At 35.5% G+C, this 24,535-nt stretch carries 29 protein-coding genes and 2 other annotated features; of the genes, 1 reads left to right on the forward strand and 28 read right to left on the reverse strand.

What is annotated here, in order from left to right; all coding sequences use genetic code 11:
- Positions 1-61 precede the first annotated feature (61 nt).
- Positions 62-445, forward strand: a complete 384-nt coding sequence (locus SH601_RS11760; RefSeq protein WP_319958505.1) for a sigma-w pathway protein ysdB — start codon at positions 62-64, stop codon at positions 443-445.
- Position 446: 1 nt separating this feature from the next.
- Here the strand turns inward: SH601_RS11760 and SH601_RS11765 are convergent, their stop codons facing one another.
- From SH601_RS11765 to mutM, 28 genes are all read right to left on the reverse strand, one after another.
- Entirely contained in the window at positions 447-1,022 is a 576-nt protein-coding gene (locus SH601_RS11765) for a TVP38/TMEM64 family protein (RefSeq protein WP_319958506.1), read from the reverse strand.
- A gap of 48 nt (positions 1,023-1,070) precedes the next feature.
- A complete protein-coding gene (locus SH601_RS11770) occupies positions 1,071-1,331 on the reverse strand; it encodes a DUF1294 domain-containing protein (protein WP_319958507.1) in 261 nt (86 codons plus the stop codon).
- Between the two features lie 309 nt (positions 1,332-1,640).
- Positions 1,641-1,997, reverse strand: a complete 357-nt coding sequence (gene rplT, locus SH601_RS11775; RefSeq protein ID WP_319958508.1) for a 50S ribosomal protein L20 — start codon at positions 1,995-1,997, stop codon at positions 1,641-1,643.
- 61 nt (positions 1,998-2,058) lie between these two features.
- Positions 2,059-2,253 (reverse strand): 50S ribosomal protein L35, encoded by a 195-nt coding sequence (gene rpmI / locus SH601_RS11780; protein ID WP_319958509.1) that lies wholly within the window; start codon positions 2,251-2,253, stop codon positions 2,059-2,061.
- Positions 2,254-2,306: 53 nt separating this feature from the next.
- Positions 2,307-2,813, reverse strand: coding sequence for a translation initiation factor IF-3 (gene infC, locus SH601_RS11785; RefSeq protein ID WP_319958510.1), 507 nt, complete (start codon positions 2,811-2,813; stop codon positions 2,307-2,309).
- Between the two features lie 83 nt (positions 2,814-2,896).
- Positions 2,897-3,030: a sequence feature (ribosomal protein L20 leader region), on the reverse strand.
- Positions 3,031-3,116: 86 nt separating this feature from the next.
- Positions 3,117-3,614 carry a GNAT family N-acetyltransferase gene (locus SH601_RS11790; RefSeq protein WP_319958511.1) on the reverse strand — a complete coding sequence of 166 codons (498 nt, stop codon included), beginning with the start codon at positions 3,612-3,614 and terminating at the stop codon, positions 3,117-3,119.
- A gap of 69 nt (positions 3,615-3,683) precedes the next feature.
- A complete protein-coding gene (gene opp4A, locus SH601_RS11795) occupies positions 3,684-5,522 on the reverse strand; it encodes an oligopeptide ABC transporter substrate-binding protein (RefSeq protein ID WP_319958512.1) in 1,839 nt (612 codons plus the stop codon).
- An 18-nt stretch (positions 5,523-5,540) separates the two neighbouring features.
- Positions 5,541-6,440 (reverse strand): ABC transporter permease, encoded by a 900-nt coding sequence (locus SH601_RS11800; RefSeq protein ID WP_319958513.1) that lies wholly within the window; start codon positions 6,438-6,440, stop codon positions 5,541-5,543.
- 20 nt (positions 6,441-6,460) lie between these two features.
- Positions 6,461-7,423: an oligopeptide ABC transporter permease gene (gene opp4B / locus SH601_RS11805; RefSeq protein WP_319958514.1), complete on the reverse strand. Its 963-nt coding sequence runs from the start codon at positions 7,421-7,423 to the stop codon at positions 6,461-6,463.
- Entirely contained in the window at positions 7,424-8,356 is a 933-nt protein-coding gene (locus SH601_RS11810) for an ABC transporter ATP-binding protein (protein WP_319958515.1), read from the reverse strand.
- A complete protein-coding gene (locus SH601_RS11815) occupies positions 8,343-9,359 on the reverse strand; it encodes an ABC transporter ATP-binding protein (protein WP_319958516.1) in 1,017 nt (338 codons plus the stop codon). Before SH601_RS11815 ends, SH601_RS11810 begins: the two co-directional genes overlap by 14 nt.
- An 844-nt stretch (positions 9,360-10,203) precedes the next feature.
- Positions 10,204-10,635 carry a GNAT family N-acetyltransferase gene (locus SH601_RS11820; protein WP_319958517.1) on the reverse strand — a complete coding sequence of 144 codons (432 nt, stop codon included), beginning with the start codon at positions 10,633-10,635 and terminating at the stop codon, positions 10,204-10,206.
- A gap of 13 nt (positions 10,636-10,648) precedes the next feature.
- Positions 10,649-11,620 carry an alpha/beta hydrolase gene (locus SH601_RS11825; protein ID WP_319958518.1) on the reverse strand — a complete coding sequence of 324 codons (972 nt, stop codon included), beginning with the start codon at positions 11,618-11,620 and terminating at the stop codon, positions 10,649-10,651.
- Between the two features lie 5 nt (positions 11,621-11,625).
- The gene (locus tag SH601_RS11830) at positions 11,626-12,159 is read right to left on the reverse strand and encodes a GNAT family N-acetyltransferase (RefSeq protein WP_319958519.1); all 534 of its coding nucleotides are present in this window, start codon (positions 12,157-12,159) and stop codon (positions 11,626-11,628) included.
- Positions 12,160-12,179: 20 nt separating this feature from the next.
- Positions 12,180-13,220, reverse strand: a complete 1,041-nt coding sequence (locus SH601_RS11835) for a DUF1835 domain-containing protein (RefSeq protein ID WP_319958520.1) — start codon at positions 13,218-13,220, stop codon at positions 12,180-12,182.
- A gap of 56 nt (positions 13,221-13,276) precedes the next feature.
- Positions 13,277-13,804 carry a GNAT family N-acetyltransferase gene (locus SH601_RS11840; RefSeq protein WP_319958521.1) on the reverse strand — a complete coding sequence of 176 codons (528 nt, stop codon included), beginning with the start codon at positions 13,802-13,804 and terminating at the stop codon, positions 13,277-13,279.
- Positions 13,805-13,918: 114 nt separating this feature from the next.
- Complete coding sequence (locus SH601_RS11845; protein ID WP_319958522.1) at positions 13,919-14,380, reverse strand: GNAT family N-acetyltransferase; 462 nt, start codon at positions 14,378-14,380, stop codon at positions 13,919-13,921.
- 119 nt (positions 14,381-14,499) lie between these two features.
- Complete coding sequence (locus SH601_RS11850) at positions 14,500-14,778, reverse strand: DUF2087 domain-containing protein (protein ID WP_319958523.1); 279 nt, start codon at positions 14,776-14,778, stop codon at positions 14,500-14,502.
- A gap of 118 nt (positions 14,779-14,896) precedes the next feature.
- Positions 14,897-16,840 (reverse strand): threonine--tRNA ligase, encoded by a 1,944-nt coding sequence (gene thrS, locus SH601_RS11855; RefSeq protein WP_319958524.1) that lies wholly within the window; start codon positions 16,838-16,840, stop codon positions 14,897-14,899.
- A 90-nt stretch (positions 16,841-16,930) separates the two neighbouring features.
- Positions 16,931-17,162: a binding site (T-box leader), on the reverse strand.
- 41 nt (positions 17,163-17,203) lie between these two features.
- Positions 17,204-18,052 (reverse strand): sporulation protein YtxC, encoded by an 849-nt coding sequence (gene ytxC, locus SH601_RS11860; protein ID WP_319958525.1) that lies wholly within the window; start codon positions 18,050-18,052, stop codon positions 17,204-17,206.
- A gap of 93 nt (positions 18,053-18,145) precedes the next feature.
- The gene (gene dnaI, locus SH601_RS11865; protein ID WP_319958526.1) at positions 18,146-19,081 is read right to left on the reverse strand and encodes a primosomal protein DnaI; all 936 of its coding nucleotides are present in this window, start codon (positions 19,079-19,081) and stop codon (positions 18,146-18,148) included.
- 10 nt (positions 19,082-19,091) lie between these two features.
- The gene (locus SH601_RS11870; RefSeq protein WP_319958527.1) at positions 19,092-20,468 is read right to left on the reverse strand and encodes a replication initiation and membrane attachment family protein; all 1,377 of its coding nucleotides are present in this window, start codon (positions 20,466-20,468) and stop codon (positions 19,092-19,094) included.
- A gap of 22 nt (positions 20,469-20,490) precedes the next feature.
- Positions 20,491-20,964 (reverse strand): transcriptional regulator NrdR, encoded by a 474-nt coding sequence (gene nrdR, locus SH601_RS11875; RefSeq protein WP_319958528.1) that lies wholly within the window; start codon positions 20,962-20,964, stop codon positions 20,491-20,493.
- Between the two features lie 13 nt (positions 20,965-20,977).
- Positions 20,978-21,367, reverse strand: coding sequence for a cytosolic protein (locus SH601_RS11880; RefSeq protein WP_319958529.1), 390 nt, complete (start codon positions 21,365-21,367; stop codon positions 20,978-20,980).
- Positions 21,368-21,560: 193 nt separating this feature from the next.
- Complete coding sequence (speD, locus tag SH601_RS11885; protein WP_319958530.1) at positions 21,561-21,938, reverse strand: adenosylmethionine decarboxylase; 378 nt, start codon at positions 21,936-21,938, stop codon at positions 21,561-21,563.
- Between the two features lie 438 nt (positions 21,939-22,376).
- On the reverse strand, positions 22,377-22,973 hold the full coding sequence (coaE, locus tag SH601_RS11890; RefSeq protein ID WP_319958531.1) for a dephospho-CoA kinase: 597 nt from the start codon (positions 22,971-22,973) through the stop codon (positions 22,377-22,379).
- A gap of 79 nt (positions 22,974-23,052) precedes the next feature.
- Complete coding sequence (ytaF, locus tag SH601_RS11895; protein WP_319958532.1) at positions 23,053-23,637, reverse strand: sporulation membrane protein YtaF; 585 nt, start codon at positions 23,635-23,637, stop codon at positions 23,053-23,055.
- A gap of 69 nt (positions 23,638-23,706) precedes the next feature.
- On the reverse strand, positions 23,707-24,534 hold the full coding sequence (gene mutM, locus SH601_RS11900) for a DNA-formamidopyrimidine glycosylase (protein ID WP_319958533.1): 828 nt from the start codon (positions 24,532-24,534) through the stop codon (positions 23,707-23,709).
- Position 24,535 lies beyond the last annotated feature (1 nt).

The following is a 24,535-nucleotide window of genomic DNA, read 5'->3' on the forward strand; positions in this document are numbered from 1 at the left end:
ACCAACGCTTGCGTAAAATCGTACGTATATCAAAGACGTTTGTATATAGGAGTGGATGTCCGTGATCGTTATTTTGTTTCGTTTTTTAGTAGTTATCGCAATGATTGTGTTAATATATACCGCTTATAAGTATATTGTGAATCCAAAACGAAAGCTAGAAGTTGCACAAGAAAAAGGAGAGTTTTTCTTCCTTGATTACAATGATAATATTAAGAAAAATTTTTTCATTACGTACAAAGGATTTTTATTTGAAGGGGAAAAATATTTAGGAACGACAGAGGATTCATTCGAAGTGATTAACATTGTTATGCATACAAGAAACCCAGAGCAACTAAAAGGATTTGAGCGCAAGGACCTTTATTTCCTCGAGGAAGAAATATTAATTCGTTATCCTCACGCTGAAATAGAATGGAAATATCCTATCAATAAGTTACATCTAAAATAGTTCAGACTGCCTTTTGTTGAAAGAAAGTATGCCATTTGATTACGGCTTGCTTTCTCCTCATGACATATGCAAGAACCAACACGAGAATAACTAATGGAATAGCGTAATAAATAGACATCTCTTGTACTGTTGTACCTAATACCGTATAGAAACTAGCTACAGGTAATACCGTGAAAAAAGTCGTCCGTAAGTAGGAAGTAAAGCTTACGGATTTTTTATATATACAGAAGGATAATAGATGAAAATGAATAAATGGTAGCAGCCTTAAAAGCATTAATTGCGGGGTATTTAATGATAATTGTTTGCCTAGTAGCTTCTCCTCTAATTTGCGACAACGCTTTTCGATAACAGGTAGGAAACGGATGATTTGATAAAACAACACACTAGAAATCATCAAGCCTACTACCGAATAAACCGTACCTGCAAGCAAGCCGAACATCACGCCACCCACGATACACAATAGCAATACAGGTATAAAAAGAAAAGGACGAAGAACATGCACACCAATGAACATTAACGGTGCTATAAATGCATAGTTCTCTATAACTCTTACATGACTAAGCACTTCAATTGGCATTACGGATCATCTCCTTCTTACCATATACATATGACAAGAGACGAGCCTTTATGACAATGATATTTTCCAATATATGAGTAAACCAATTTGTAAAAACATCAGAAAAGGTAAACCTATGAAAAATAGCTTATGTTTTGTTTTATGTCGAAATAGATGCATCCCAACTGTAGCCCCTAGCGCCCCACCTATTATGGCTAAAACCCAAATTCTTTTCTCAGCTATACGCCATTTATGCATTTTCGCTTTTCTTTTGTCTATTACCATAATTAAAAATGAAACGATATTAATCAATATTATGTAGACAAGCATGTTGTCACCACCTTATTTTTCTTCACTTGAGCGATTATGTTTCAAGATATACATTTAGTGACACATAAGACCTTGATTTAGTTTTACTTTTGTCAGTAAACAGATTTACTAACACTTTCGAGCTTATTTCACTTCTGTTTTTGTCAGTAAAAAAACTCTCGCCCCTACGCTACTTCTTTTTACTATATCATTAAGAACTGCTTCACACGAGCAGTCTATATCTCATGGATTGAAAAGCTCAAAAAATCTCTATGAATAAAAACAACGGATAGCCCTATAATCAGAACTATCCGTCTTGTTTATATAATCTTATTTTAAAGCTGATTTTGCTTGGTCTGCTAATTGCGCAAATGCTTTTTCGTCATTTACAGCTAAGTCAGCTAACATTTTACGGTTAACTTCGATACCAGCAACTTTTAATCCGTGCATGAAACGGCTGTAAGAAAGTCCGTTGATACGTGCAGCAGCGTTAATACGAGAAATCCAAAGTTTACGGAAATCACGTTTTTTCTGACGACGGTCACGGTATGCATACTGACCTGATTTCATTACTTGTTGTTTTGCTGTTTTGAATAGTGAGTGTTTCGCACCATAATAACCTTTAGCTAACTTTAATATACGTTTACGACGTTTACGTGTAACTGTTCCACCTTTAACACGTGCCATAATAATTCCCTCCTAATAAATCAACGAATCTGTTGTTAAAATTTGTTCTAATCGTTTTACCTTATTTAGGTAACATTTGTTTAATGCGTTTGTAGTCTCCAGCTGATACTACAGCAGCTTTACGTAGTTTACGTTTTTGTTTTTGAGACTTGTTTGCAAATAAGTGACTTGTATATGCGTGGGAACGTTTCACTTTCCCAGAACCTGTCTTTTTGAATCGTTTTGCAGTACCACTATGTGATTTCATTTTTGGCATTATTACTTCCTCCTTGAAACTAAATCTATTTAACTTTTACCAAAATTGGTTAGTTATTTCTTTTCGTTTACAGGTGCAAGCATCATGAACATACTGCGGCCTTCCATTTTTGGTTTTTGCTCAATAGTGGAAAGGTCATTACATTCTTCAGCCATACGTTCTAATACTTTTTGACCTAATTCTTTATGGGTAATCGCACGTCCACGGAAACGGATAGAGACTTTTACTTTGTCTCCTTTAGTTAAGAATTTACGTGCATTACGTAGCTTCGTATTGAAATCATGTTCTTCAATACCTGGGCTCAAACGCACTTCCTTCACGTTAATAACTTTTTGTTTCTTACGTGCTTCTCGTTCTTTTTTCTGTTGCTCGAAACGGTATTTACCGTAATCCATGATTCGACATACTGGTGGTTTAGCTTTTGGTGCCACCATTACTAAATCAAGGTTTCTTGTTTGAGCAATGTCTAAAGCTTCTTGACGAGATTTAACTCCTAGTTGATCCCCGTTCGAATCAATGAGACGAACTTCGCGCGCACGAATATTCTCATTGACATTCATATCTTTGCTAATAATCAGCACCTCCGAAATTTGATAAAAGCGTAATGAAACATGATCATTTTAACTGGACAAGTGTGAAATATCCATAAAAAAAAGTGTCGGTACACATATTGCACCCACACATCCTGAATTTCATTACAAATAAGTCGGATTTTTGTACCTGTTAATAACATTGCTGCATCAATCAGGCGAGAAGCGGGTGCTTCTACTTGTCTCACGTGATCATATTTAATTCACTTGAATTATCATACCATCATCCGCACAACATGTCAACAACTTATTTAAAATTTTCCGAAGCATTACTTACAGCAACTTTGCCATATAATACTCGTCATAATATTCACCGTCTATTAATAAAGAACGTTGTTTCGTTCCTTCTATTGTAAAACCCATTTTTTCATATAAAGCTACCGCCGATTTGTTTAATGTTACGACCGTTAATTCCATTCTGCTAATCTTATGCTCACTTGCCCACTGTTCTAGCTCTTTAAATAATACTGTTCCAATCCCTCTCCCTCGATAATCTGACGCTATTCCGATAACAAGGTACACGACATGTCTAGTTCGTCTCGCATTGCCACCAATAGCAAACAGATAACCTACTAATTGGTGGTCTTCTTCTGCTATAAGTATTGTTGAATTTTCTTCTGAATTCATCTTTTGAATCATATTAGCTTGTTGCTCCACTGTCATCTTTCTTTCGCCTGCTTCCATCAGCATATATGGCGCATCTTGTTCTACTTGTCTAACAAGCTCTAATAGTTGTTTCGCTTCCTCCAAGCTTATTTGTCTAATCTTCATTGTTCTCTCCTTTATAAAGATAAAAAATGAAGCCTTACTATTATCGTAAGACTCCATTTATTATAACATTTATTCAGCAACTTCAGGTTCTTCAGCTGATACACCGACTTGATATCTATAGTATCCCGTTCCATCTCCAACTGCAAAGTTTTGCACACGATTATTTACTGGAACTAGTATAGCACGGTACAATGTTGGAAGGACTGGTACTTCATCAACCATTAATTGTTGCCAATCATTATAAATGTCAATTCGTTTATCATCATCAAAAGCATCCTCTGATAATCCTTTTGCTAATAATTCATTATTTTCTTCATTAACCCAGCGAGTATAGTTATAGAATGCTTTTTCTCCATATAAGCCACTAGGATCTACATCAATACCAGTACCCCAAGCCGCTTGGAAAACATCAATATCTTCGTCATCCGCTCGAATACGATCATAGAATGAATTAGGTTCATGCAAGCGTCCTTCTAACATTTGGACATTTAGACCTATCTCTTCCCATGCTTGTATATAGTATTGAACTAACGGTTCTGCAGTATCTCCACCACTCATAGAAGCAAAATTCATCACTAATTCATTACCATCCGGATCCTCACGGAAACCATCACCTGTTACATCTTCATAACCTGCTTCATCTAGTATCTCTTTCGCTAATTCAGGATCATATACTAACCCTTCATTTTCACTGTCATGGAACTGTGGATGTGATGGACCTATTAATGTCGTTGCTGACCATCTTAATCCATGATAGAAACGTTCGCCGACTGTATCATTGTCAATAGCATGTGCCATTGCTTTACGTAAATTAGCATCCGCCATTTTCGCATCTGGATTATAGATATTGATGTTATTTTCTTCATCCCATTCCCCGAGCTTAAAGCCAATATAATTATAAGCACGGTCGATAGTACCTAACCAAGTTAAGTTAGACGCATCTGCATTGTCTGGAAATTGATCTACATTAAAAGAACTTACCATATCCACTTCACCTGTTTTCAATGCTTCCGCTGCAACATCTGGGTTAATCACTTTTAATGTTACTTTATCTAGAGCTGGCTCGCCTCGCCAGTAATCTTCATTTTTTGTATAAACGACAGATTCACCTGGTTCAATACTTTCTACTTTATATGGACCAAAGCCAATTGGGTTTTGACGAACTTCTGGAGAAGAAGACATATCTGCTACATCCATATCACCAAATATATGTTTCGCTAAAGGATAAGTCCAAATACCACCAGTTACAAGTGATGGTGTTGCCTCAATATACGTAATTTTTACTGTTTTTTCATCCACTACTTCAATACCTGAAATAGAATCTGCTTCACCATCATGATATTCTTGAATTCCTTCAACATTTTGTAAAACACTATCAAAACGAACACCATCATAATCCGGATCTGCGATTACTTCATGGGCAAACTCAACATCTTCTGCTGTTACTGGTTCACCATCGTGCCAATTTACATTATCACGAATTGTTATAGTAATTGTATGATTATCGTCACTCATTTCATATGTCGCTGCACCATCATTCGTATAGACATAATTTTCGTCCCATGTAAAGATAGGTTCATCAAACCATTCTAACACTTCTGCATCGGGGTTACGGCCGTAAAAATTCCCATTCAGCAGACCTTCAAAAGGGCCATCGGAAACTAGACCATAAGTTAATTCCCCTCCATCAATAATTGCTTCGTCTTCCCCTTTAATATTTTCAAAATCTTCAATAGAATAAAGCCCTTCAGTATCTCCATCTTCTTCTACTTCTTCCACATCATCTGATTCATCATCAGTACCTGTGTCTTGCCCTGCTTCATCTGCATTATCACTACAAGCAGCTAGCAATACAACAAATGATGCCACGATTGCCAATACTAACAAACGTAATTTCTCTTTTGACATCCTCTTTTTCCTCCCTTTTTAACCTCTTCTTTGTTTTGCGTCTGTCGCACGTTTTAACGCTTGACCGACATTGTTTATACTTAACATCAATATTAAAATTAATAATGATGCAGGTACCCAAATCCACCACCGATATTCTAGGGTTTGCGGGTTTCTTGCATAACTTACAAGTGTCCCTAAACTCGGTGTATCTTCAGGGAAACCAAATCCTAAGAATGAAAGCCCTGATTCTAAACCGATATTACTTGCTAAATTTAATGTCATCGTAACAATGATCAATGAACTAATATTAGGTAAGACTTGCGTAAATATAATTTTCATATTGGATGATCCTAATGTTTTCGAGGCATTTACATAATCTAACTCTTTCTCTTGCAATGCCTTCGATCGAATCATCCTGGCAATCCCCATCCATAGAAAGGCTGCCATAATCAATGAAAAGGCAGTGATTGAATAATCTGGCGAAATACTTACGAATACAATAACGATCATTAAAAACGGTAAAATCATGAAAAAGTCTAGTATTCGCATTAACACATTATCAATCGTTCCACCAAAATAACCAGAAACAATGCCAAATGTTACACCGATAAAGCCACTAATAAGTGTAACCAAAATACCAATTGATAAGGAGTTTCTTGTTCCAATAATTAATTGCCCAAATATATCACGGCCACCATAATCTGTACCTAGCCAAAAATCAGAAGACGGTGCCTCATGAATCGCAAATAAATCTACTTTTACAATTTCATCTTTATCTAAAAACAAAGGTATACCATAAACAGCAATCATAATAATGATTAAAATACCTAATGATACCAATGCCACTTTATCTCTCACAATTTCTCGCCAAATAACAGACAAGCCTGACGGACTACGCAATGGCTCTGTTTGTTCTATTTTCTTTGCCTCCAGCATCGTAACACTTCACCTCCATACTATTTCATCCGAATTCTAGGATCGATAATACTCAAGATAATATCTGAAAGTAATGCACCTAGTATCGACGCTATCCCGAACAGCATTACTAATGCTGTTACAACACTTGTATCCCTTTGTGTTATAGAACTCAAGAACAAATGACCAATTCCTGGATAACTAAAAATACTTTCAATAAAGACAGATCCACCAATTAAACCAGTAATTTCATAACCGAAAAATGCTGCAATTGGTAGTAAAGAATTACGGAAAATATGCTTACGATAAATACGAGATTCACTCGCACCTTTCGCATTAGCAAGTAACACAAAATCCTTTTGTTTCGTATCAATGATCTCACTTCGCAAATATTGAACCGTCGACACGGTCGTAATCAATGCCATCGAAAGTGAAGGTAAAAGCAAATGATAAAACTTACTCATCGCATATGCTACTGTCCCTGATTCCATTCCTGGTGCCACACTACCACTTGTGGGGAACCAACTTAGCTGGAAACCAAAGATAAAGAGCATAACTAACGCAAAAATAAATAGCGGTGCTGCAAAACCAATATATGTATAACCAGTGATTGCTCGATCTGCGAAAGTATCATTGTAACGACCACTCACTAAACCAAGTGGAATCGCAATAAGATATGTTAAGATCAATGTCATGAGTGATAGCCAAAATGTATTGACAAGTCTCTGACTAATAAGCTCTGTTACCGGCATTTTATTTTGGAAAGATTGGCCGAAATCACCTTTGAATACATTCGTTATCCAATCCCAATATTGTATGTACCATGGATTATTTAATCCTAATCGCTCTCTTTGTGCCTCAAGCGCTTCTGGCCTAATGTTCGGATCAACTAAACCTGTTAATGCATCACCAGGCATCATTTTGGCTAAAATAAAAATAACGATACTCAATACGAACAGTTGTGGAATCATTGTTATAATACGTCGAATCGTAAATACCCACACTTATCTTCCCTCCCCAGGCATTGCAACTAAATGAGAAGCAGAAATTGGTTTTAAATCATAAGCAAACCCGTCTTTATCAAAGTAATGCTCCATTGTTTTGTCATAATCACGCTTTACTTCTTCTCTTAGTGCTGCACGTTTTTCACGATTTTTTGGATCAATATCTGGAATCGATGCAATTAACCTCTTGGTATATATATGCTGTGGATTTTGATAAATTTCTTCGGCTGTTGCTTCTTCCACAATACGTCCCTTATACATGATGCCAATTCGGTCACACATATGACGTATAATCCCCAAATCATGGCTTATAAGCAAGTAGGTTAAATCTAAGTCTTGTTGTAAATCCTTCATAAAGTTTAATACTTGCGCCTGTACGGAAACATCTAATGCAGATACAGGTTCATCTGCAATAATTAATTTAGGGTTTAACGCAATTGCTCTTGCGATACCGATCCGTTGTCTCTGTCCACCTGAAAATTCATGAGGATATTTGAAAATACTTTCTTTACTCATACCAACTTGCTCTAATAGCTCCTCAACTCTTTGTCGTTCTTCTGCTTTTGATAACTTTTTATAATTCCGAAGTGGTTCCGAAATAATATCAATCACTCTTTTTTTCGAATTTAATGAAGAGTATGGATCTTGAAAGATCATTTGAATATCTTGTCGCGACTCTTTTATTTGTTTTTTATCTTTTAAATTCTTCCCATCAAACAAAACGTCACCTGAAGTAATATCATTTAAACCAACTATTGCACGTCCTGTTGTTGATTTACCTGATCCCGATTCTCCTACAAGCCCGTATGTTTCACCTTTTTTTAATGTTAACGAAACACCATGAACTGCTCGAACATGATCAACTACTCGTCTAAATACTCCTCCATGAATAGGAAAATGAACTTTTAAATCATCAATCTTAAGAAGCTCCATGTTGTTTCTCCCCTTCCTGCTCATCCATAAAGTGAAAATGTTTATAACATGTACATCGAACAAAATGGCCTTGCTTCACTTCGTGTAGTGCAGGATTTTCTTCATGACAGTTTTCCGCAATCCATGGAATTCGAGATTTAAAACGACAACCATTTCTAGGTAAATTCGGTAATGGAGGTACTACTCCTTGAATAACATGTAATCGTTCATCTTTATTTGCTTTCGATGGCACTGATTCAAGTAATGAACGAGTATAAGGGTGTTGCGGATTATCAAATAATTCTTCTACTGTTGCTAGCTCGACAATTTGCCCCGCATACATAACTGCTACTCGGTCAGCCATTTCAGCTACGACACCAAGATCGTGTGTAATCATAATAACGCCAGCATGGATTTCTTCTTTTAAATCTTTCATCAAATCAAGAATTTGAGACTGAATCGTTACATCCAATGCAGTTGTAGGCTCATCTGCAATAAGCAAGCTAGGTTTATTAGCAATGGCTATCGCTATAACGATCCGCTGTCTCATCCCACCAGATAATTGATGTGGATATTGATGGTAAATATGCTCAGGGCGTGGTATACCTACATCATTCAATAATTCAATCACTCTATCTTTGCGAGCTTTATCCGACATTTTTTTATGAAGAATTAATGTCTCTTCAATTTGGTTTCCTATAGTCATTAATGGGTTTAATGCTGTCATAGGATCTTGGAAAATCATTCCGATATCAGAACCACGTAATTTATTTAATCTCGATATCGAGGTTTTAGCAATATCTTCGTCTTTGTAATAAATTTTTCCTTCTATTTTGGTTTTCGCCTTATTATGCAACCCCATAATGGAATAGGCTAGCGCGCTCTTACCACAACCAGATTCACCTACAATTGCAACAACTTCATTTTCTTTTACGTCAAGTGAAACATCATCTACCGCCGCATAATAATCATCTTGAATTTTAAAAGATGTCTGTAAATTCCGAATTTTCAATACATCATTCATCGTCCACTCACTCCATTCTCCTTACTAGTCGGAATTCTTATCGATTATTTGTGAAATAATTCACAAAACTAATAGGTTAAGCCCAAATCTAATAAAATATGTATGTGACAGATATTACTCCGTATAGGCCAAGACCCTATCAATAAAATTAAGCTCCCATTAATATTATGTAAAATTCAATAACCACATTTTACTGCAAGTTAACAGCTAAACACCAATTAGTTGTTAGAAGTTCTTACATTAAATTGTATGATGTTTACTTTTGTAGAAACAAAAGCTAATAAATCTGCTAACTCAGCTAGATACGTGCTAACATATCATCAGTTTGTTTTGAGCGTCTAACAAACTATAAAATTAACAATTATTTATTATTACTAATAATATATGAGAGCTATTTATCTCGCGATTTTTCACAATTATTAAATTTCTTATAATTTTCTAACATTTTAGATAATTTGTCAACTATATTTTCAATTCTTAACATTATTTTACTTGACAATGATTACTAACAAAAAGAAAAGGATAAAACATATTTTCCATTAGACTAAATTATTTGTATAAAGTGAGACTTCAATCAGTGGGAGTTTTTGACTCCCACTGATTGTTAGCGAAACTTATCAGGGCGTTAGCGTCCGTTTATCTCCCACTTAGCTTCTTTATTTCACTCGAACCTTGAAGTGGGGGTTTTACGGACTCGTGCATCGTGATAAATATTCACATAGCTTCATTTTAGTTTTATTTCATGTTTATTAACAAATCAACTGTGGAGTTTTTTTACTAATTACACTTAGTTTGCCTTAACAGCAGCTATGTTTCAAACTAGTTATGTCTTATGATGATGCTTTTAAATAATGTTTTTACTGAATCCCACACTTTGAACTTCAAACCCCAAATTCAAATAAAATTGATGAGCGACTTTTCTAGCTTTCTTGTTGCCACTATTTAACGTGATTAATTTATCATTGTTTAACTTTGCTCTCTTTTCCACTTCATAAATTAATTCTCTTCCTATACCTTTTCTACGCATTTTTTCCTCGACTACCAACATAACAATTTGTGAATAGGTTCCATCTGCTTCAAAAAATAAACATCGTCTAGTTCCAATCATTCCAATAATACGATTATTACATTCCGCTACTAATGTCTGATAAGTCAGTTCGTTCAGAATAGCACGAAACCTTGACTCAAACTGTTCAACTGTAGTTGGATAGCCGAGCTGTGACAGAAGGGGAACGAGAGCGGAAACATCTTTTAGCGTTGCTTCTCTTATCAACATCAGCTTAACCTCCTTATTTTCCATTTGTATGAATAATGTCATGCTTGATAATTTGTATAAACTTTTCTTCCTCATCTATGAAAGGGGAATGGGCACTTTTTTCAAATGTGTAAAATCGTTTTAGTGGTGCTTTCAGTTTTTCGTAAAATCGTTTTGCTTCATTGAAAGATGTCTGATAATCATGCTTTCCATTCATAATATAGACTGGTATTTCAAATTCCGAAGCTAATAACGTTGCATCCGCTTGATTCATTGTTTCGACCAATGCTTGATAACTAGTGAAAACTCCCTTTACGATATTTAAACGTTCTTTCAACGTATATTTTTTACAAGATAGCAATTCCTTCATTCCTTGCCATTGTGTATAGCCAGCTCTTTTAACGCCACCACCATACTTATCTACATAACGATTCAAAATCCTGCGATACTCTTTATTTTGGTAAAACCCTTCATCAAATGTGACAGACCTTATATCCTTTTCTGCTTTATCATCTCCGTTGTTAATAGCTGTCTCTAATAGAAATTGATACGTATCTCTGTTCGATTCAAAAAATCTTCCAAACTGACCAACACCGATGTAGGCATGAAACAAATGAGGATAACGACTTGCAATAATACTCCCTAACAATGAACCCCAAGAGTGCCCCATTAGGTAAACTTTTTCTTTATTATATTTTTGCTTTACATATTCGACTACTGAAATAGTATCCGCTATCATTTGTTCTAACGTTAATTCGCCTTGTGTTGATGCATTATAGGAGATACCCGTTCCACGCTGTTCCAAGTAACAAACAGTGAATTCTTCCTCCCATCTTAGACCAGCATTTTTAATCAAAGCATATTCAGGATATCCTGGTCCACCATGCAAGAACAAAAGAACGGGATTAGCAAAATCAGTCGATTCTATAAATAAACCGGTTCGATGACCATCAACCTCAACAAACTCTTTACTAAAATAAACCTTATCCTTTGATTCCACTATCATCCCTCCTAATTATTGCTCCATTCTGCTTGGAGTATCCCCATTTGTATGATGTCGTGCCATTGACCATTTCTAAATAGGGCTTGACGACTTGTTCCTTCTTGAATGAAACCTAATGATTGATAGACATGAATGGCTCTTTTATTGAATGAAAAAACGTTTAATGAAATACGATGTAAATTTAATTCGTTAAAAGCAAAATCAAGCAGTAAACTTAACGCTTCTTTTCCATAGCCATTTCCCCAATATTGCTTTTCTCCGATATCAATAATACATTCAGCATTTCTATTTTTACCATCTATATGTATTAGTGACGTAATACCAATCGAAAGATTCTCTTCATTATCGACAATCATATAGCTCTTGGATGAACTTGCATCCATTAATACGCTTTCTACAAAATGTTGCGTATCTTCTATTGTATATTGGTCCAACGAAAGATTAGTATAAGACATCACCTCCATATCGTTTCTCCAAATATGATATTTTTCCGCATCTGTTCGATCGACTTTTCTTAATGATATTCTCTGTGAAGAAAACATGTTTTACCCCCTTATTACCATTAGTCACGAAGTTTCACACTATAATAGCGCATTGCATTTGGTACACCTTCTATTTCTAGTACTCTATCGATGATTAACTGTCGCAAACGATATTCCAAATATACGTCATCAAGGTAATGTTCAGCATTACCGAGCACTTCACCAATTACTCTAGCAGCTTTAACAAACTCTCTATTGCTTTGTTTGCTGTGTATATCCTTCATCGTTTCTATGATACCGTTGTCATAATAGGATTGTTCTACATTTCTCACACGCTCATTTTCCCATATTCTAAGTAGACCTTCATGATTTGCTAATGTTTCCCATTCATTGATTAATCGTTTTCGTTCTACTTGCGTTATTCGTTCCATGCTACTTACTTGTTGATAGATATAGGCTATCTGATGATGGTCTATTTCACCAGAATGTCTTATTGTACAAACTAATTCTTCCCTACTAAAAAGTCTTTGGTATAAATGGGAAGTATTGATAAGATAAATATCATTTGCTTTTTCTTTTAATAAAAAAAGCGCATATCGAAGTGCTGTTTGTTCATGCGGATTCTCCCCTAGCCAAATAACGATGGGCGTTTGCTCATCAATCGCAGCAATTGTATTCATCGTTCGATTAAATTCAGGTAACAACCGTTCTGTATCTTCTTCATCTAGGTTAATATGCTTCTCTAACCATTGTTGTCTATATAACTGTCCTTCCTCTGTATGTAGCTTCCAAACAGGACCAATCGCAAAGAAATCAGCCAACTTGATAACCTTTTCAGATTTTTGTCTATTCATTTTCTTTAATGCCATCTGCATACTTCCTGCAATCGAAGCTCCGAAAACAATATGTATCGTTTGGACATCTGGATGATCACATCCCTTTTCTTGTTTCTTTTTATATGCTAGAAAATCGGTGTATACTTTTTTTAGATCACCTGCTAGTTCTTGGTCAGAGATTTGGTCAGTTTCTTCCGCCATTTTAATCCATAGTAACATGTTAAATAAAAGGCTTTTCGCTTCATCCTCAGAAATATTATTAACTATTCGTTTTAATTCCTTCACACAATCCACCTCCTAATAAAGTAAGATAATAATCGCTACAATACCGTGATATATCATTATTTAGTTCCTCGTTTCTCTGACTGTAAAATTTGATAGATATGTACTTCTTGACCATTTAAGTTTACTTTTTCACCAAAATACATCCCTGCATTTTTAGCAACCTGTATAGAAGCTGTGTTACCTGGTTGAATCAACGCTATAAGTTTGTTGTAACGAAACCTTTCTCTAACAAATTCCACCAATGCAGTAGCTGCCTCCGTTGCGTAACCATTCCCCCAATACTTTCTTGCAATCCAGTATCCTACTTCTATCTCTTTCCTACCATTAATTGTTTGAGGGACTAATCCTGCATGGCCAATAGGTATATTTCGCTCCTTATCTATGACTACCATTAATCCAATGTACTCTGCTACACGATACGTATCGTATATCCATTGCAAAAAATCGATTCCTTCCTGTTCATTTCGCGGTTTTCCCCTACCGATAAAACGAACAACATCCGGATTGGTTAATAAAGACAGTAAAAACGGAAAATCTTGATCGGTATAGTGACGAAATAGTAACCTGTTTGTTTCTAGATTCATTGTTTTCCCTCTTTTCCATATACTACCTTTAATAATACTACCATATAAAGCGAGACTTCCATACCTGAAATTCAGCTTCCTTGTAGGTTACCAAGATTAACTAAGCTAAAAATATTATGAGAGAGATTTTTCCATCGCTGCTACTTCTAACACTATGCCATCAGGCTTTGTCACGGTAAACTCTTCAACCATATCGTAGCCTAATGAATGATACAAATGAACATTTTTCGCTAAAGCTTTTCTCACATGACAAGTAATTTTTGGTGTCTGTCGTTTTTTTGCATACTCTTCCAGCTTCGCTAACAATTCTTTTGCTAGACCTTTAGCTTGATGCTCTGGCAGAATCGACAATCGAAAGAAATAAAGACTATTCTCCTTCATCACAAATCGCACCATACCAATCGGTTGATCCGCTATATAACCGATCAAAGCTTCTTCGCCTGTTTTGATCGCATCTGTGACATATTCAACTGTTTCTTCTAGCGCATTGGATGGCGGCAATATATTTGCAAACGCCTTGATCATCAATTCATGTATAAGAGGAGCATCTTCTATATTTGCTTTTTTTATTTCCATTGTCGTACCTCCACTATGAACCTATACAGTTTCTAATATTCCTATTGAAGCTACCACGCTGACTAATGAACGTCAACTAATAGATACTACCCTTGCTAGTAGATAATTTTCCATATTTTTCAATGATCGTTATCAACCTTTTTTTCTGCGACTATCACACGATAACTACTTCCATCATCTGCTCTTGACAAGTATCGATAGTCAACAAGATAGCGTCTTAAAATAGCATAATCAAGATACACTTTTTTCAGAATGTCGTTTACTTGTTTTTCCGTATATAGCTTCTTTTCATCAAAACAAGTAAGGAGATAATCAAATAACAAACGCTTATCTTTCTCCTTTTTCGGAATTTTCATTAATTGGTTATCTTTGAAAAATCTTTGTTTTATATCAGACATTTTCATCACCTCTAATTAGATTATAATCTAATTAGATATTTATTAAAATAGTTTCGCGAAATTTTTCCCAAAAGAAAATGGCCCAAATCTTTCATGATTTGGACCATTTTTATCTTGCTTACTTACGCATAGCCTTATTGGCAATCTCGTCTGTAATCAATGCTTTAAATGCATCTAATTCAATTGTTTCTGAATTTTGCTCTCCGTAACGACGAACATTCACCGCATTGTCCTCTACTTCTTTATCACCAACAATTAAAGCGAATGGTAATTTTTCTGTTTGTGCTTCGCGAATCTTATAACCAATCTTCTCATCACGATGATCCACTTCCACACGAACACCAGCTTTGCGCAATTCTTCTTCCACTTTTTTCGCATAATCAGCATGTACTTCAGCTGAAACAGGGATTACTCGCGCCTGAACTGGTGCTAGCCATGTTGGGAAAGCTCCTTTGTATTCTTCGATCAAAAAGGCAACAAAACGCTCCATTGTTGATACAACGCCACGGTGAATAACAACAGGACGATGATCTTGACCATCTTCTCCAACATACGTTAAATCAAATTGTTCAGGTAAATGGAAATCTAATTGAACAGTAGATAACGTCTCATCTTTACCTAAAGCCGTTTTTACTTGTACGTCTAGTTTCGGACCATAGAATGCAGCTTCGCCTTCTGCCTCTACGTATTCAAGATTCATGTCATCCATTGTTTCTTTTAACAAGCTTTGCGCTTTTTCCCACATCTCATCATTATCAATATACTTCTCTGTGTCTTCTGGATCACGATAAGATAGACGGAAGTAGTAATCATCAATACCGAAATCTTTATAGACATTTTCAACTAGCTCTACTACTCGAATAAATTCTTCTTTCAGTTGATCAGGACGAGCGAAAATATGTGCATCATTTAATGTCATTGCACGAACACGTTGCAATCCTGCTAATGCACCTGACATTTCGTGACGGTGCATTGTACCAAGTTCTGCAATACGGAGTGGTAATTCACGGTAAGAGTGTAATTCATTTTTATAAATCATCATATGATGCGGACAGTTCATCGGTCGCAAAATTAATTCTTCATTATCCATTTTCATTGGCGGAAAATTATCTTCACTATAATGCTCCCAATGTCCACTTGTTACATACAATTCTTTACTACCTAAAACGGGTGTATACACGTGGTCATAGCCAAGACGTTCCTCCAGATCAACGATGTAACGTTCGATTGTACGACGAACTGTTGCGCCTTTTGGTAACCATACTGGTAACCCTTGTCCAATTTTTTGAGAGATAGTGAAAATTCCTAACTCTTTCCCTAATTTACGATGATCACGTTCTTTTGCCTCTTCACGTAATCGTAAATATTCGTCAAGTTGGCCTTGTTTTTCAAAAGCTGTTCCGTAAATACGTTGTAACATTTTGTTGTTACTATCGCCACGCCAATAAGCACCAGAAATGCTTAACAATTTAAAGACCTTAATTTTACTTGTTTGTGGTACGTGTACCCCGCGACAAAGATCTAAGAACTCACCTTGTTCATAAATGGTTACTGTCTCATCTTCAGGAATTGCTTCAAGCAATTCTAATTTAAGGTTATCGCCCATTTCTTCAAAAATTGCTTTTGCTTCATTACGCGTTACTTCTTTACGGACAATTTCTATATTCTCGTCAACGATACGCTTCATTTCTTTTTCGATACGTGGAAGATCTTCTGGAGTAATGGTTTCCTCCATATCGATATCATAATAAAAGCCATCCTCAATAGTTGGTCCCACACCTAATTTTACATTATCATACAGACGTTTAATCGCTTGTGCCATTAAGTGTGCTGTAGAGTGTCGTAAAATATCTAGCCCTTCAGCTGTTTTTAGTGTGATGATTTCAATCGCACCATCTTGCTCAAGTGGTGTACGTAAATCATACAATGTACCGTCTACCTTCACTGCTACGGCTTGTTTTTTCAATCCTGGTGAAATAGATGCTGCAATCTCTTCACCTGTAGTACCATTATCAAATGGTTTCATTGTTCCATCCGGGAACGTAATGTGAATACTACTCATTTTGCTACACTCCTTTTATGGTAAATATGTTGCTAGGGAACAGACATTTATTTCCAAACGTTAAAAAACGCCCGTCCCCCTACTGTTTCGTAAAGGGACGAGCGTTAATACCCGTGGTTCCACCCAATTTTCCGCACATATTGTGCAGCTCATTGAAAATCAATAACGATGATAAATCGCCACTAATTACTAGTAAAATTACGTTCCTTAGTAGTGCTCAGAGGTGGTAATAATCTGCGGTCATATAGGAAGCTCTCAGCCAAGTCTTCCCTCTCTGATCAATATGCCATACAAACTATCTTGTCCTCGTCCTAGCATCAAATAATGTTATGCGATTAATTATAACGATTGTCCAAAGAAAAATCAAGATTCTTTTTCGTCCACAGAACAAAAAGGAAAATAGTCCATTGGATAAAAGGAACATCTTTCTTGAAAAATAGTCAAAATCGTATGAGTCCTTGATTCCGTCTGGTCCTCTCCATACATAAAAATATGATTAGGAGCTAGCATAATAAGCGGTGATATATCCCACTCTTCTTGCTCTAAGCCAAATATAAATAATGGGAATCTCTCCTTTACTTTACGCAAATCATCTATTGTATACAATTCCCCATTCTCTCGATAAATTTGAAACGTTTCCCCTTGTATAACATGTAACTCATCAACTACTGGATTTTTCCGTTTGATAAATTCTCTTATCGAATGAATAAAATCTTGGTATTCTTCTTCCCGTTTGAATTCATCGATAGCTAGTCCAACCATTTCTGTTAGTTGATCCATATAATGATGAATGCGGAAATGGACGATAGAATCGAATTGAATATAAGCTGTATCAATTTGTAAAGAAAAGATCATCGTCAATGTGTCACGTAACTCATGCTGATGGATTCGATCTTCATAGATAGACTCATCCTTCTCTAATAACGACTTGGCAATCGAAGTAATTCTTTCGATCTCCTCTTTATTTGAGAAATGATACTTCTTTTTCAATATCTGTTGAATCATCAATGGTTCACGACATTGAATAAAAAGTCTACTTAGAAGTGGTGCAACACATTCCTTCACTTCATCCCATGTCATATCTATGTTTGGCTCTAGCTGTACAAGATTTTTCGTTATTCGCTTTCTTATAACGTTCCAATCGTTATCTTGTTTAGCTAAATAGTAAAATACCTCCGCTTCATTAACCTCTTCAAAAAAAACTTCTATCACATATCATCACCCTCACCAGCATCAAACTGGTATATTATATGGGTGAAACTATAAAAAAATAACCTCTGTCTTATGATTAGACAGAAGTCACCTTTATTCATCTGTACGATAGCGGTTTGTAAGTTCCATTGGCTTACTTAATTGCTTGATTCGCTCAATAATTCTTCCTGCTTTAATAGTCTCCACGTCTCCTCTGTTTGACGTAGATAAATGCATCTCTAATTGACTTAAATTGTAATTAGAGGTGAAGAAGATAGGAAGTTCCTCCATCATTCGATACTGCAAAATCGCACCAAGAACTTCATCACGGAACCACGGTGAAATAGATTCTGCACCAATATCATCAAACATTAATACTGGTACCTTTTTAAAACTTTCTATTTTTGATTGTAAGCTATCATTTCCAATCGATGCTTTCATTTCACGAACAAATTCTGGCATATAAATGATATCTGATTGAATATAATGTTTTTTCAATTCATTCGCAACCACACCAAGAATAAATGATTTACCTGTACCGAACGGACCATGAATATATAGACCACGCTGAAAACTTCCTTTTGCATAATCTTGCACGAATTCAATGATTTGCCTCATTATTTCGATGCGTTCAGGAGAATGACGATCCATATTAGCTAAATCTGCTTCTTTAATCTGCTTCGGTATATGCAAGCTACGAACTAATGACTCTTTCTCAAGCTGTGCTTCTTCATGTGCTTTATTTTTACATTTTTCATATCGTAAGGAAATAGATTTCCCTTCAATTTCTAAATGTGGTGTATAACCTTTTAAAATATTAATACATCCTTCTAAGTGAGGACAATCCGCACAATTTTGAGATGCCTGCTGATACTCATACAGCTTCATCAAGTTACGATTAATGTCTTGTTCATCGATTTCGACATGCTCACTTAGTTGTTTTTTTATTTCTGGATCATTTAATACTTTATTACGTTGTTCGGTAAAGCTATTTTTCATTTTTTGATTGTCATTCATCCACTTTTTCATCGCTGATTGAATTGGTTCCATGCTTATCACCCTATTCTTGATTCGCTTGCTGTTTTAAATATTGAGCAAGCATTTCGTCCGCTTCTTTGCGGAGACGTTCTTTCTCTTCTGTTGTTTGTTCCTTTTTCGGTTGTTCTTGTCCCTCTTGTTTTTGCTTTTTGTACCATTCTGGGACAATATCTTTTTTCGTATTATTTTTGTACGTAAAACGCTGATTGTTTTTAGCATTGGTTGACCATTGCTGATACTTTTTATTTTCCGATTTCGCAAGTGTCATCGCTTGTCTTACTGTTTTAACATTTTTTCTAGCCCAGTGACTTGCGATCTTTTCTAAATAACTTTTCGATAGCTTCATATCCGTTTTGAGCAGTACATAATGTATAAGTACATTCATCACTCCTGGATTTAAGCCTTGCGATGTCATAACATCACTAATTACTTTCAAGTCTTGCTGGGAAGCTTGATTTCCATCTGCTAAATCCTCTAATAACTGTCTTGGAGAAATATGTTCTAACATCTCAACAAATTGTTCTTCTTTTGATTTATTTGTTTGCTGATTGTTAGGAGGTTCCGTTGGCATTTTTTGTCTCTCTGATGCCGTTTGTAAAGGCACTTGTTTTTTATTACCACTAATCAAATCCATACAAGCATTTTTAAACTCTTCCGTTTGCAACCTACTTTCATCCGTTATAGACCAAAGCAACGCCTTCTCCACATCTTGGTTCGTCAAATCATAAGCGACATACATTTGATTAATTAATTTCCGTACTTGTGGTGTTAAAATAGACTCCACTGGTAACATTCGTTGTTTTAACATTTGCTCCAACCACGCAAAATCAACCTTTTGTTCCACTGGTACATCTATTGCATATTGCTCTTTTGGCGATGGATTCGGACTTATTTTTTTATCTACTAGTTGAAATACTTCTTCAAATTTAGCCGTCGTCTCTTTCGCTGCCAGTTGATTCTCTTCTTGTTTCACAAATTTTGCTTTTATTTTTTTAAACTTGTCACTACCAAGTTGATGGTATAATAAATGGCTTAAAAAATCATTTTCAAAAAAGCTTGCTGGAGAATGTGGTGGATGAAGCAGATAATGATAGGCTTTATGATTTTCATTTTCTTTCTCATATGTTTGCAAAAGTCCTATTGCTTCAAGCTTTCTTCTTGCTCGGTAAATCCGATCTAATGGCAAACCAATATAATTCATTAACATATGGTGGGTTTGGTAACTAGATGCAAAGGTTGATTCGGTATAAAGTGTATGATATAAGGATAGTGCATCAATACCAATAAGTGGTTGGTAAAGATGTGTTAAGGCGTTTGTATAGGATAATGGTAGCTCTTGTGATATGTCAACTACATATAATTCTGATGGTAGTATCTTTCCAATGTCGCCAAGTTCCATATCGATAGCTCCTTCCTAGTTATTACTCTTTCTTATCCTTATTATCATGATGAATTAAATCCTTCAATTCATCTAAAAACACACTTATATCTTTAAATTGTCGATATACTGAAGCAAACCTAACGTATGCTACCTCGTCCACTTCTGCTAACCGATCCATTACCATTTCACCAATATCATCACTTTTTACTTCAGATGTACCTCGATTACGTAGCTCTTTTTCGATTTCAAGTGCAATATTTTCTAATTGCTCAAGAGCAACTGGTCGTTTTTCACACGCACGAATCAAGCCGCGCATTAACTTATCACGGCTATACTCTTCTCTTGTGCCTTCTTTTTTCACAACAATTAAAGGTACTTCTTCAATACGTTCAAATGTTGTAAAACGAAAATCACATTCTTCACATTCTCTTCTTCTTCTAATCGATCGTCCTTCCTCGATTGGTCGAGAATCTAACACTTTGGTGTTTTTATAATTACAGTTTGGACATCGCAATCTATCTCATCCTTTATTCAGTCGTTCCAATATAGTCTAATTCTTTCTTTATTTTATCATAAATTTTCGGGATTAGCTTATGACTATAGCCTAAATCAAATGGAATGGCCGATTCTGTCGTTGCAGAAATATCAATAGCAGTGCGATACGGTCTTACCATGATAACCGTCATGATAACAAACACTTTTCGACCCGCTTTATAGTTAAAACTAATTTCACCGTGATCTTTTGAAATACCAACAATTTCGCATTCTTTCATATTTTTAAATAATGGTTCTAATTTATCAAATGCTTTATCTTTTGTTGTCTTAAAATAGTGTGTTTGTAATGCTGCATCCCAATGCTTATCTCTTGTTTCTGAATGGTTATTAAATAACTTGTTCATCGTATTCCGAAATGACATAAACTCCACCCCATCATCTATTTTCTTTATTTTTATTGTAACATGTTTTGAAAAAGAAAACGATTAATCCCTATTGAAATGCTCGTTTCATTATATCAGGATCCGAAAACAGAATAGTGGGGTGTCTTAGTTAACGTAAAAACCCGCTTCCTCTTGTTCGAAACGGGTCTATCATTCATTATTTTCTTTTCGCTTACTGTGCTTGTATAGTTTTTAATTGAATAGCGCCCATTCCACGAGGCACTTCCACTTTTTCAGTTGACTTCGCTTCTAACGCCTCTTCAATAAATGTTACCGCAACATTTGGATCAATAATATCACCACAAGTATATACATCAATACTTGCATATCCATGCTCCGGAAAACTATGGATGGTTAAATGAGACTCAGAAATAATAACAACACCACTTACACCAAATGGAGCGAATTTATGAAAAGCAACTTCCCTCACCTCTGCACCTGCTTTTAATGCTGCATTTACAAAAGTTTTCTCTAATTGCTCGATATCATTTAATTTATCAATATTACATTCCCAAAGTTCTGCTATAACATGTCTTCCCATTGTATCCATATATAACTTCCCCCTTTACTGTAAAAATCTTCTGAATAATAATGGATGATTGCCACGGGGGAAAGTTAGTCCAAAGAGGTCCTAACCCTTTAAGCATTCATGAATCTTTCATTATCCAAAAGTTATGTTCCCTTACTTATCTTGATGTTTTTACTGCGTACTATGCGCAAAAAGATTATATATGGTTTTCTTTCGTTTGACAAGACATAACTTGTTGCATTTCAGACTTTATCTATTATTACCAATTTGCTATGTAATTCCGGTTAGATTTTTATTTCGCAAATGGGCCTTCTTTACTCTTTGTAAATAGATTATTTTATCTACATTTTGTTATCTATTTTGCTTCCTTTTTGTTCATAAACGTGTTTATCTACATTTTTTCACCTGTTTTGCTTCACTTTTGTTCATAAACACTTTTATCTACATTTTGCCACCACTCTACAACATATTCCACATCTTGAGAATTGCGCTTAATTGTTGTTCGGATTGTGCAATTGTCCCACTATTATCAATGATTGCATCTGCTAGTTGTCGTTTTTTCTCCATATCCATTTGGCTATTCATGCGGTCCGTTGCCTCTTGTTCTGTTAATTGATTACGTTTCATTAACCTTTGTAGTTGAATAGTTGGGCTTGTATAAACAACGATTGTCTTGTCTACTAAATAAGTAAGATTATTCTCAAACAAAAGCGGAATATCCATCACAACAAATGGATGCCCAGCTTGCACGAGCTCTTCCTTTTCTCTTTGCATTCTTTCTCTTATAGCTGGGTGTACAATCTTATTTAATTGTGCACGCTTTGCTTCATCTTGAAAAATAATGGCTCCTAATTGCTTACGGTTTAACGTCCCATCTTCTAGTATTAGTTCTTCACCAAATGTATCTTTAATTTCCTCTAACGCATGCTCACCAGGCTCCACCACTTGTCTGGCCACAATATCTGCATCAATTACAGGGAGTTGATATTGTTCCTTCAATAAATTACTAATAGTTGACTTTCCTGTCGCAATATTACCTGTTAAACCAATAATCATTTACCTCACCTCTTTATCATATGCTTGTCTACTCATAAGAACCCCTCAGCAGTTTTCACTACTGCTGAGGGTATCAATATTATACGGATATAATTTTCCAGATTCCAATGATTATCAACATAAAACCTGGGATAAAAGACATTTTCTTTAATGCTTTGATATTGGCAAAATATTTACCCGCGTACACACCTGAGATAAGGAACAATGCCGTCATTACAATAACATATAACGGCGTCCAAACTGGTGAAGCACCCAACATGTATACACCAATACCCGCTCCAAAAGAGTCTAATGATAAGGCGATACCAATTAAATAAGGTTCTACTCCATTAATTTGCCCAGACTTATCAATATCAGCTGATGCTGGTTTTTTTAAAATGTTAATTAACAAAGGTGTCTTCTTCTTCTTTTCATGTAATAACGAAAGCAAAATAAAGGAACCCACAAGCGCTAATATTAACCCACCAACTATCTCTGTCGCTCGAACAGAGATAAACGACGTCAAAATAGTACCAGCTAACATGGAAATCGCAAAGAACAACCCTACTGTTACAGAAATTTTTGCTAATTCTTTAATGGGCAAATTAATACCTCTTAATCCATACGTAAATGCTACTAAAAAGCTATCAATACTTATAGCTATTATAATGAATGTTAACATCATCTTCTTACACTACTCCTTCTAACAGCTGTTTCTGTATTATATGGAGTAATAGAAGAAGGTGTGAGTTGATTAAACCGATTGACATGTAGGACAATAATGTGTCCCTCTACCACTCACTTTTATCTTTACGATAGTATCCTCACATTTTGTACAAGCTTTGTCATTTTGTCCATATACATGCAGTTGCTGTTGAAACATACCTATTTGACCTTGTGAATTAACATAGGAACGTATCGTTGTTCCACCTTGTTTGACAGCATCTTGCAATGTAACAACTGCTGCCTCTTTCATTTGAATTACTTGTTCATCCGTTATACTAATTCCTTTTGTCAATGGATGAATACCAGCTAAAAATAATGTCTCATCTACATAAATGTTTCCTAGACCTGCAATGACTGATTGATCTAACAAAATGTTTTTTATATTACGTTCACTTTTTTGTACTTTTTCTTTAAATGCTTGTACCGAAAAATCTGGCTCTAATGGATCTTTGGCCACAAGCGAAAGTGGTTTCTTGTTTAATTCAGACCCTTTCTCTTGTAAATGCATCGTTCCAAATTTTCTCACGTCGCGATAACGTAATTCTGTCCCATCCGTAAAATGGAAGATGACATGTGTATGTGGCAGTACTTCTTCCTCCCTGTTATATACGCCATATTTCCCTTCCATTCTCAAATGCGAAACTAGCACATGTTCATCTAAATCAAATAAAATAAATTTTCCTTTTCTTCGTATATCATGAATGGTTTGGCCTTTTATTAATGTCATAAAATGCTCTACATCATCTGGCTCTTGAATAATCTTTGGCCAATGGACATCTGTTGATTGAATCGTTTTACCGATAACTAATTGCTTCAATGTTTGTCTTATTGTTTCTACTTCTGGTAATTCAGGCATT

Origin of the sequence: Gracilibacillus pellucidus (genome assembly GCF_033949965.1) — a bacterium.
GTDB lineage: Bacteria > Bacillota > Bacilli > Bacillales > Amphibacillaceae > Gracilibacillus > Gracilibacillus pellucidus.

Bases quoted from the DNA above. Each gene is read 5' to 3' on its own strand.
- SH601_RS11765 (WP_319958506.1), bottom strand. From the start codon at position 1,022: ATGCCAATTGAAGTGCTTAGTCATGTAAGAGTTATAGAGAACTATGCA.
- SH601_RS11770 (WP_319958507.1), bottom strand. From the start codon at position 1,331: ATGCTTGTCTACATAATATTGATTAATATCGTTTCATTTTTAATTATG.
- rplT (WP_319958508.1), bottom strand. From the start codon at position 1,997: ATGGCACGTGTTAAAGGTGGAACAGTTACACGTAAACGTCGTAAACGT.
- rpmI (WP_319958509.1), bottom strand. From the start codon at position 2,253: ATGCCAAAAATGAAATCACATAGTGGTACTGCAAAACGATTCAAAAAG.
- infC (WP_319958510.1), bottom strand. From the start codon at position 2,813: ATGAATGTCAATGAGAATATTCGTGCGCGCGAAGTTCGTCTCATTGAT.
- SH601_RS11790 (WP_319958511.1), bottom strand. From the start codon at position 3,614: ATGAAGATTAGACAAATAAGCTTGGAGGAAGCGAAACAACTATTAGAG.
- opp4A (WP_319958512.1), bottom strand. From the start codon at position 5,522: ATGTCAAAAGAGAAATTACGTTTGTTAGTATTGGCAATCGTGGCATCA.
- SH601_RS11800 (WP_319958513.1), bottom strand. From the start codon at position 6,440: ATGCTGGAGGCAAAGAAAATAGAACAAACAGAGCCATTGCGTAGTCCG.
- SH601_RS11810 (WP_319958515.1), bottom strand. From the start codon at position 8,356: ATGGAGCTTCTTAAGATTGATGATTTAAAAGTTCATTTTCCTATTCAT.
- SH601_RS11815 (WP_319958516.1), bottom strand. From the start codon at position 9,359: ATGAATGATGTATTGAAAATTCGGAATTTACAGACATCTTTTAAAATT.
- SH601_RS11820 (WP_319958517.1), bottom strand. From the start codon at position 10,635: ATGTTGATAAGAGAAGCAACGCTAAAAGATGTTTCCGCTCTCGTTCCC.
- SH601_RS11825 (WP_319958518.1), bottom strand. From the start codon at position 11,620: ATGATAGTGGAATCAAAGGATAAGGTTTATTTTAGTAAAGAGTTTGTT.
- SH601_RS11830 (WP_319958519.1), bottom strand. From the start codon at position 12,159: ATGTTTTCTTCACAGAGAATATCATTAAGAAAAGTCGATCGAACAGAT.
- SH601_RS11840 (WP_319958521.1), bottom strand. From the start codon at position 13,804: ATGAATCTAGAAACAAACAGGTTACTATTTCGTCACTATACCGATCAA.
- SH601_RS11845 (WP_319958522.1), bottom strand. From the start codon at position 14,380: ATGGAAATAAAAAAAGCAAATATAGAAGATGCTCCTCTTATACATGAA.
- SH601_RS11850 (WP_319958523.1), bottom strand. From the start codon at position 14,778: ATGTCTGATATAAAACAAAGATTTTTCAAAGATAACCAATTAATGAAA.
- thrS (WP_319958524.1), bottom strand. From the start codon at position 16,840: ATGAGTAGTATTCACATTACGTTCCCGGATGGAACAATGAAACCATTT.
- dnaI (WP_319958526.1), bottom strand. From the start codon at position 19,081: ATGGAACCAATTCAATCAGCGATGAAAAAGTGGATGAATGACAATCAA.
- SH601_RS11870 (WP_319958527.1), bottom strand. From the start codon at position 20,468: ATGGAACTTGGCGACATTGGAAAGATACTACCATCAGAATTATATGTA.
- SH601_RS11880 (WP_319958529.1), bottom strand. From the start codon at position 21,367: ATGTCATTTCGGAATACGATGAACAAGTTATTTAATAACCATTCAGAA.
- speD (WP_319958530.1), bottom strand. From the start codon at position 21,938: ATGGATACAATGGGAAGACATGTTATAGCAGAACTTTGGGAATGTAAT.
- coaE (WP_319958531.1), bottom strand. From the start codon at position 22,973: ATGATTATTGGTTTAACAGGTAATATTGCGACAGGAAAGTCAACTATT.
- ytaF (WP_319958532.1), bottom strand. From the start codon at position 23,637: ATGATGTTAACATTCATTATAATAGCTATAAGTATTGATAGCTTTTTA.
- mutM (WP_319958533.1), bottom strand. From the start codon at position 24,534: ATGCCTGAATTACCAGAAGTAGAAACAATAAGACAAACATTGAAGCAA.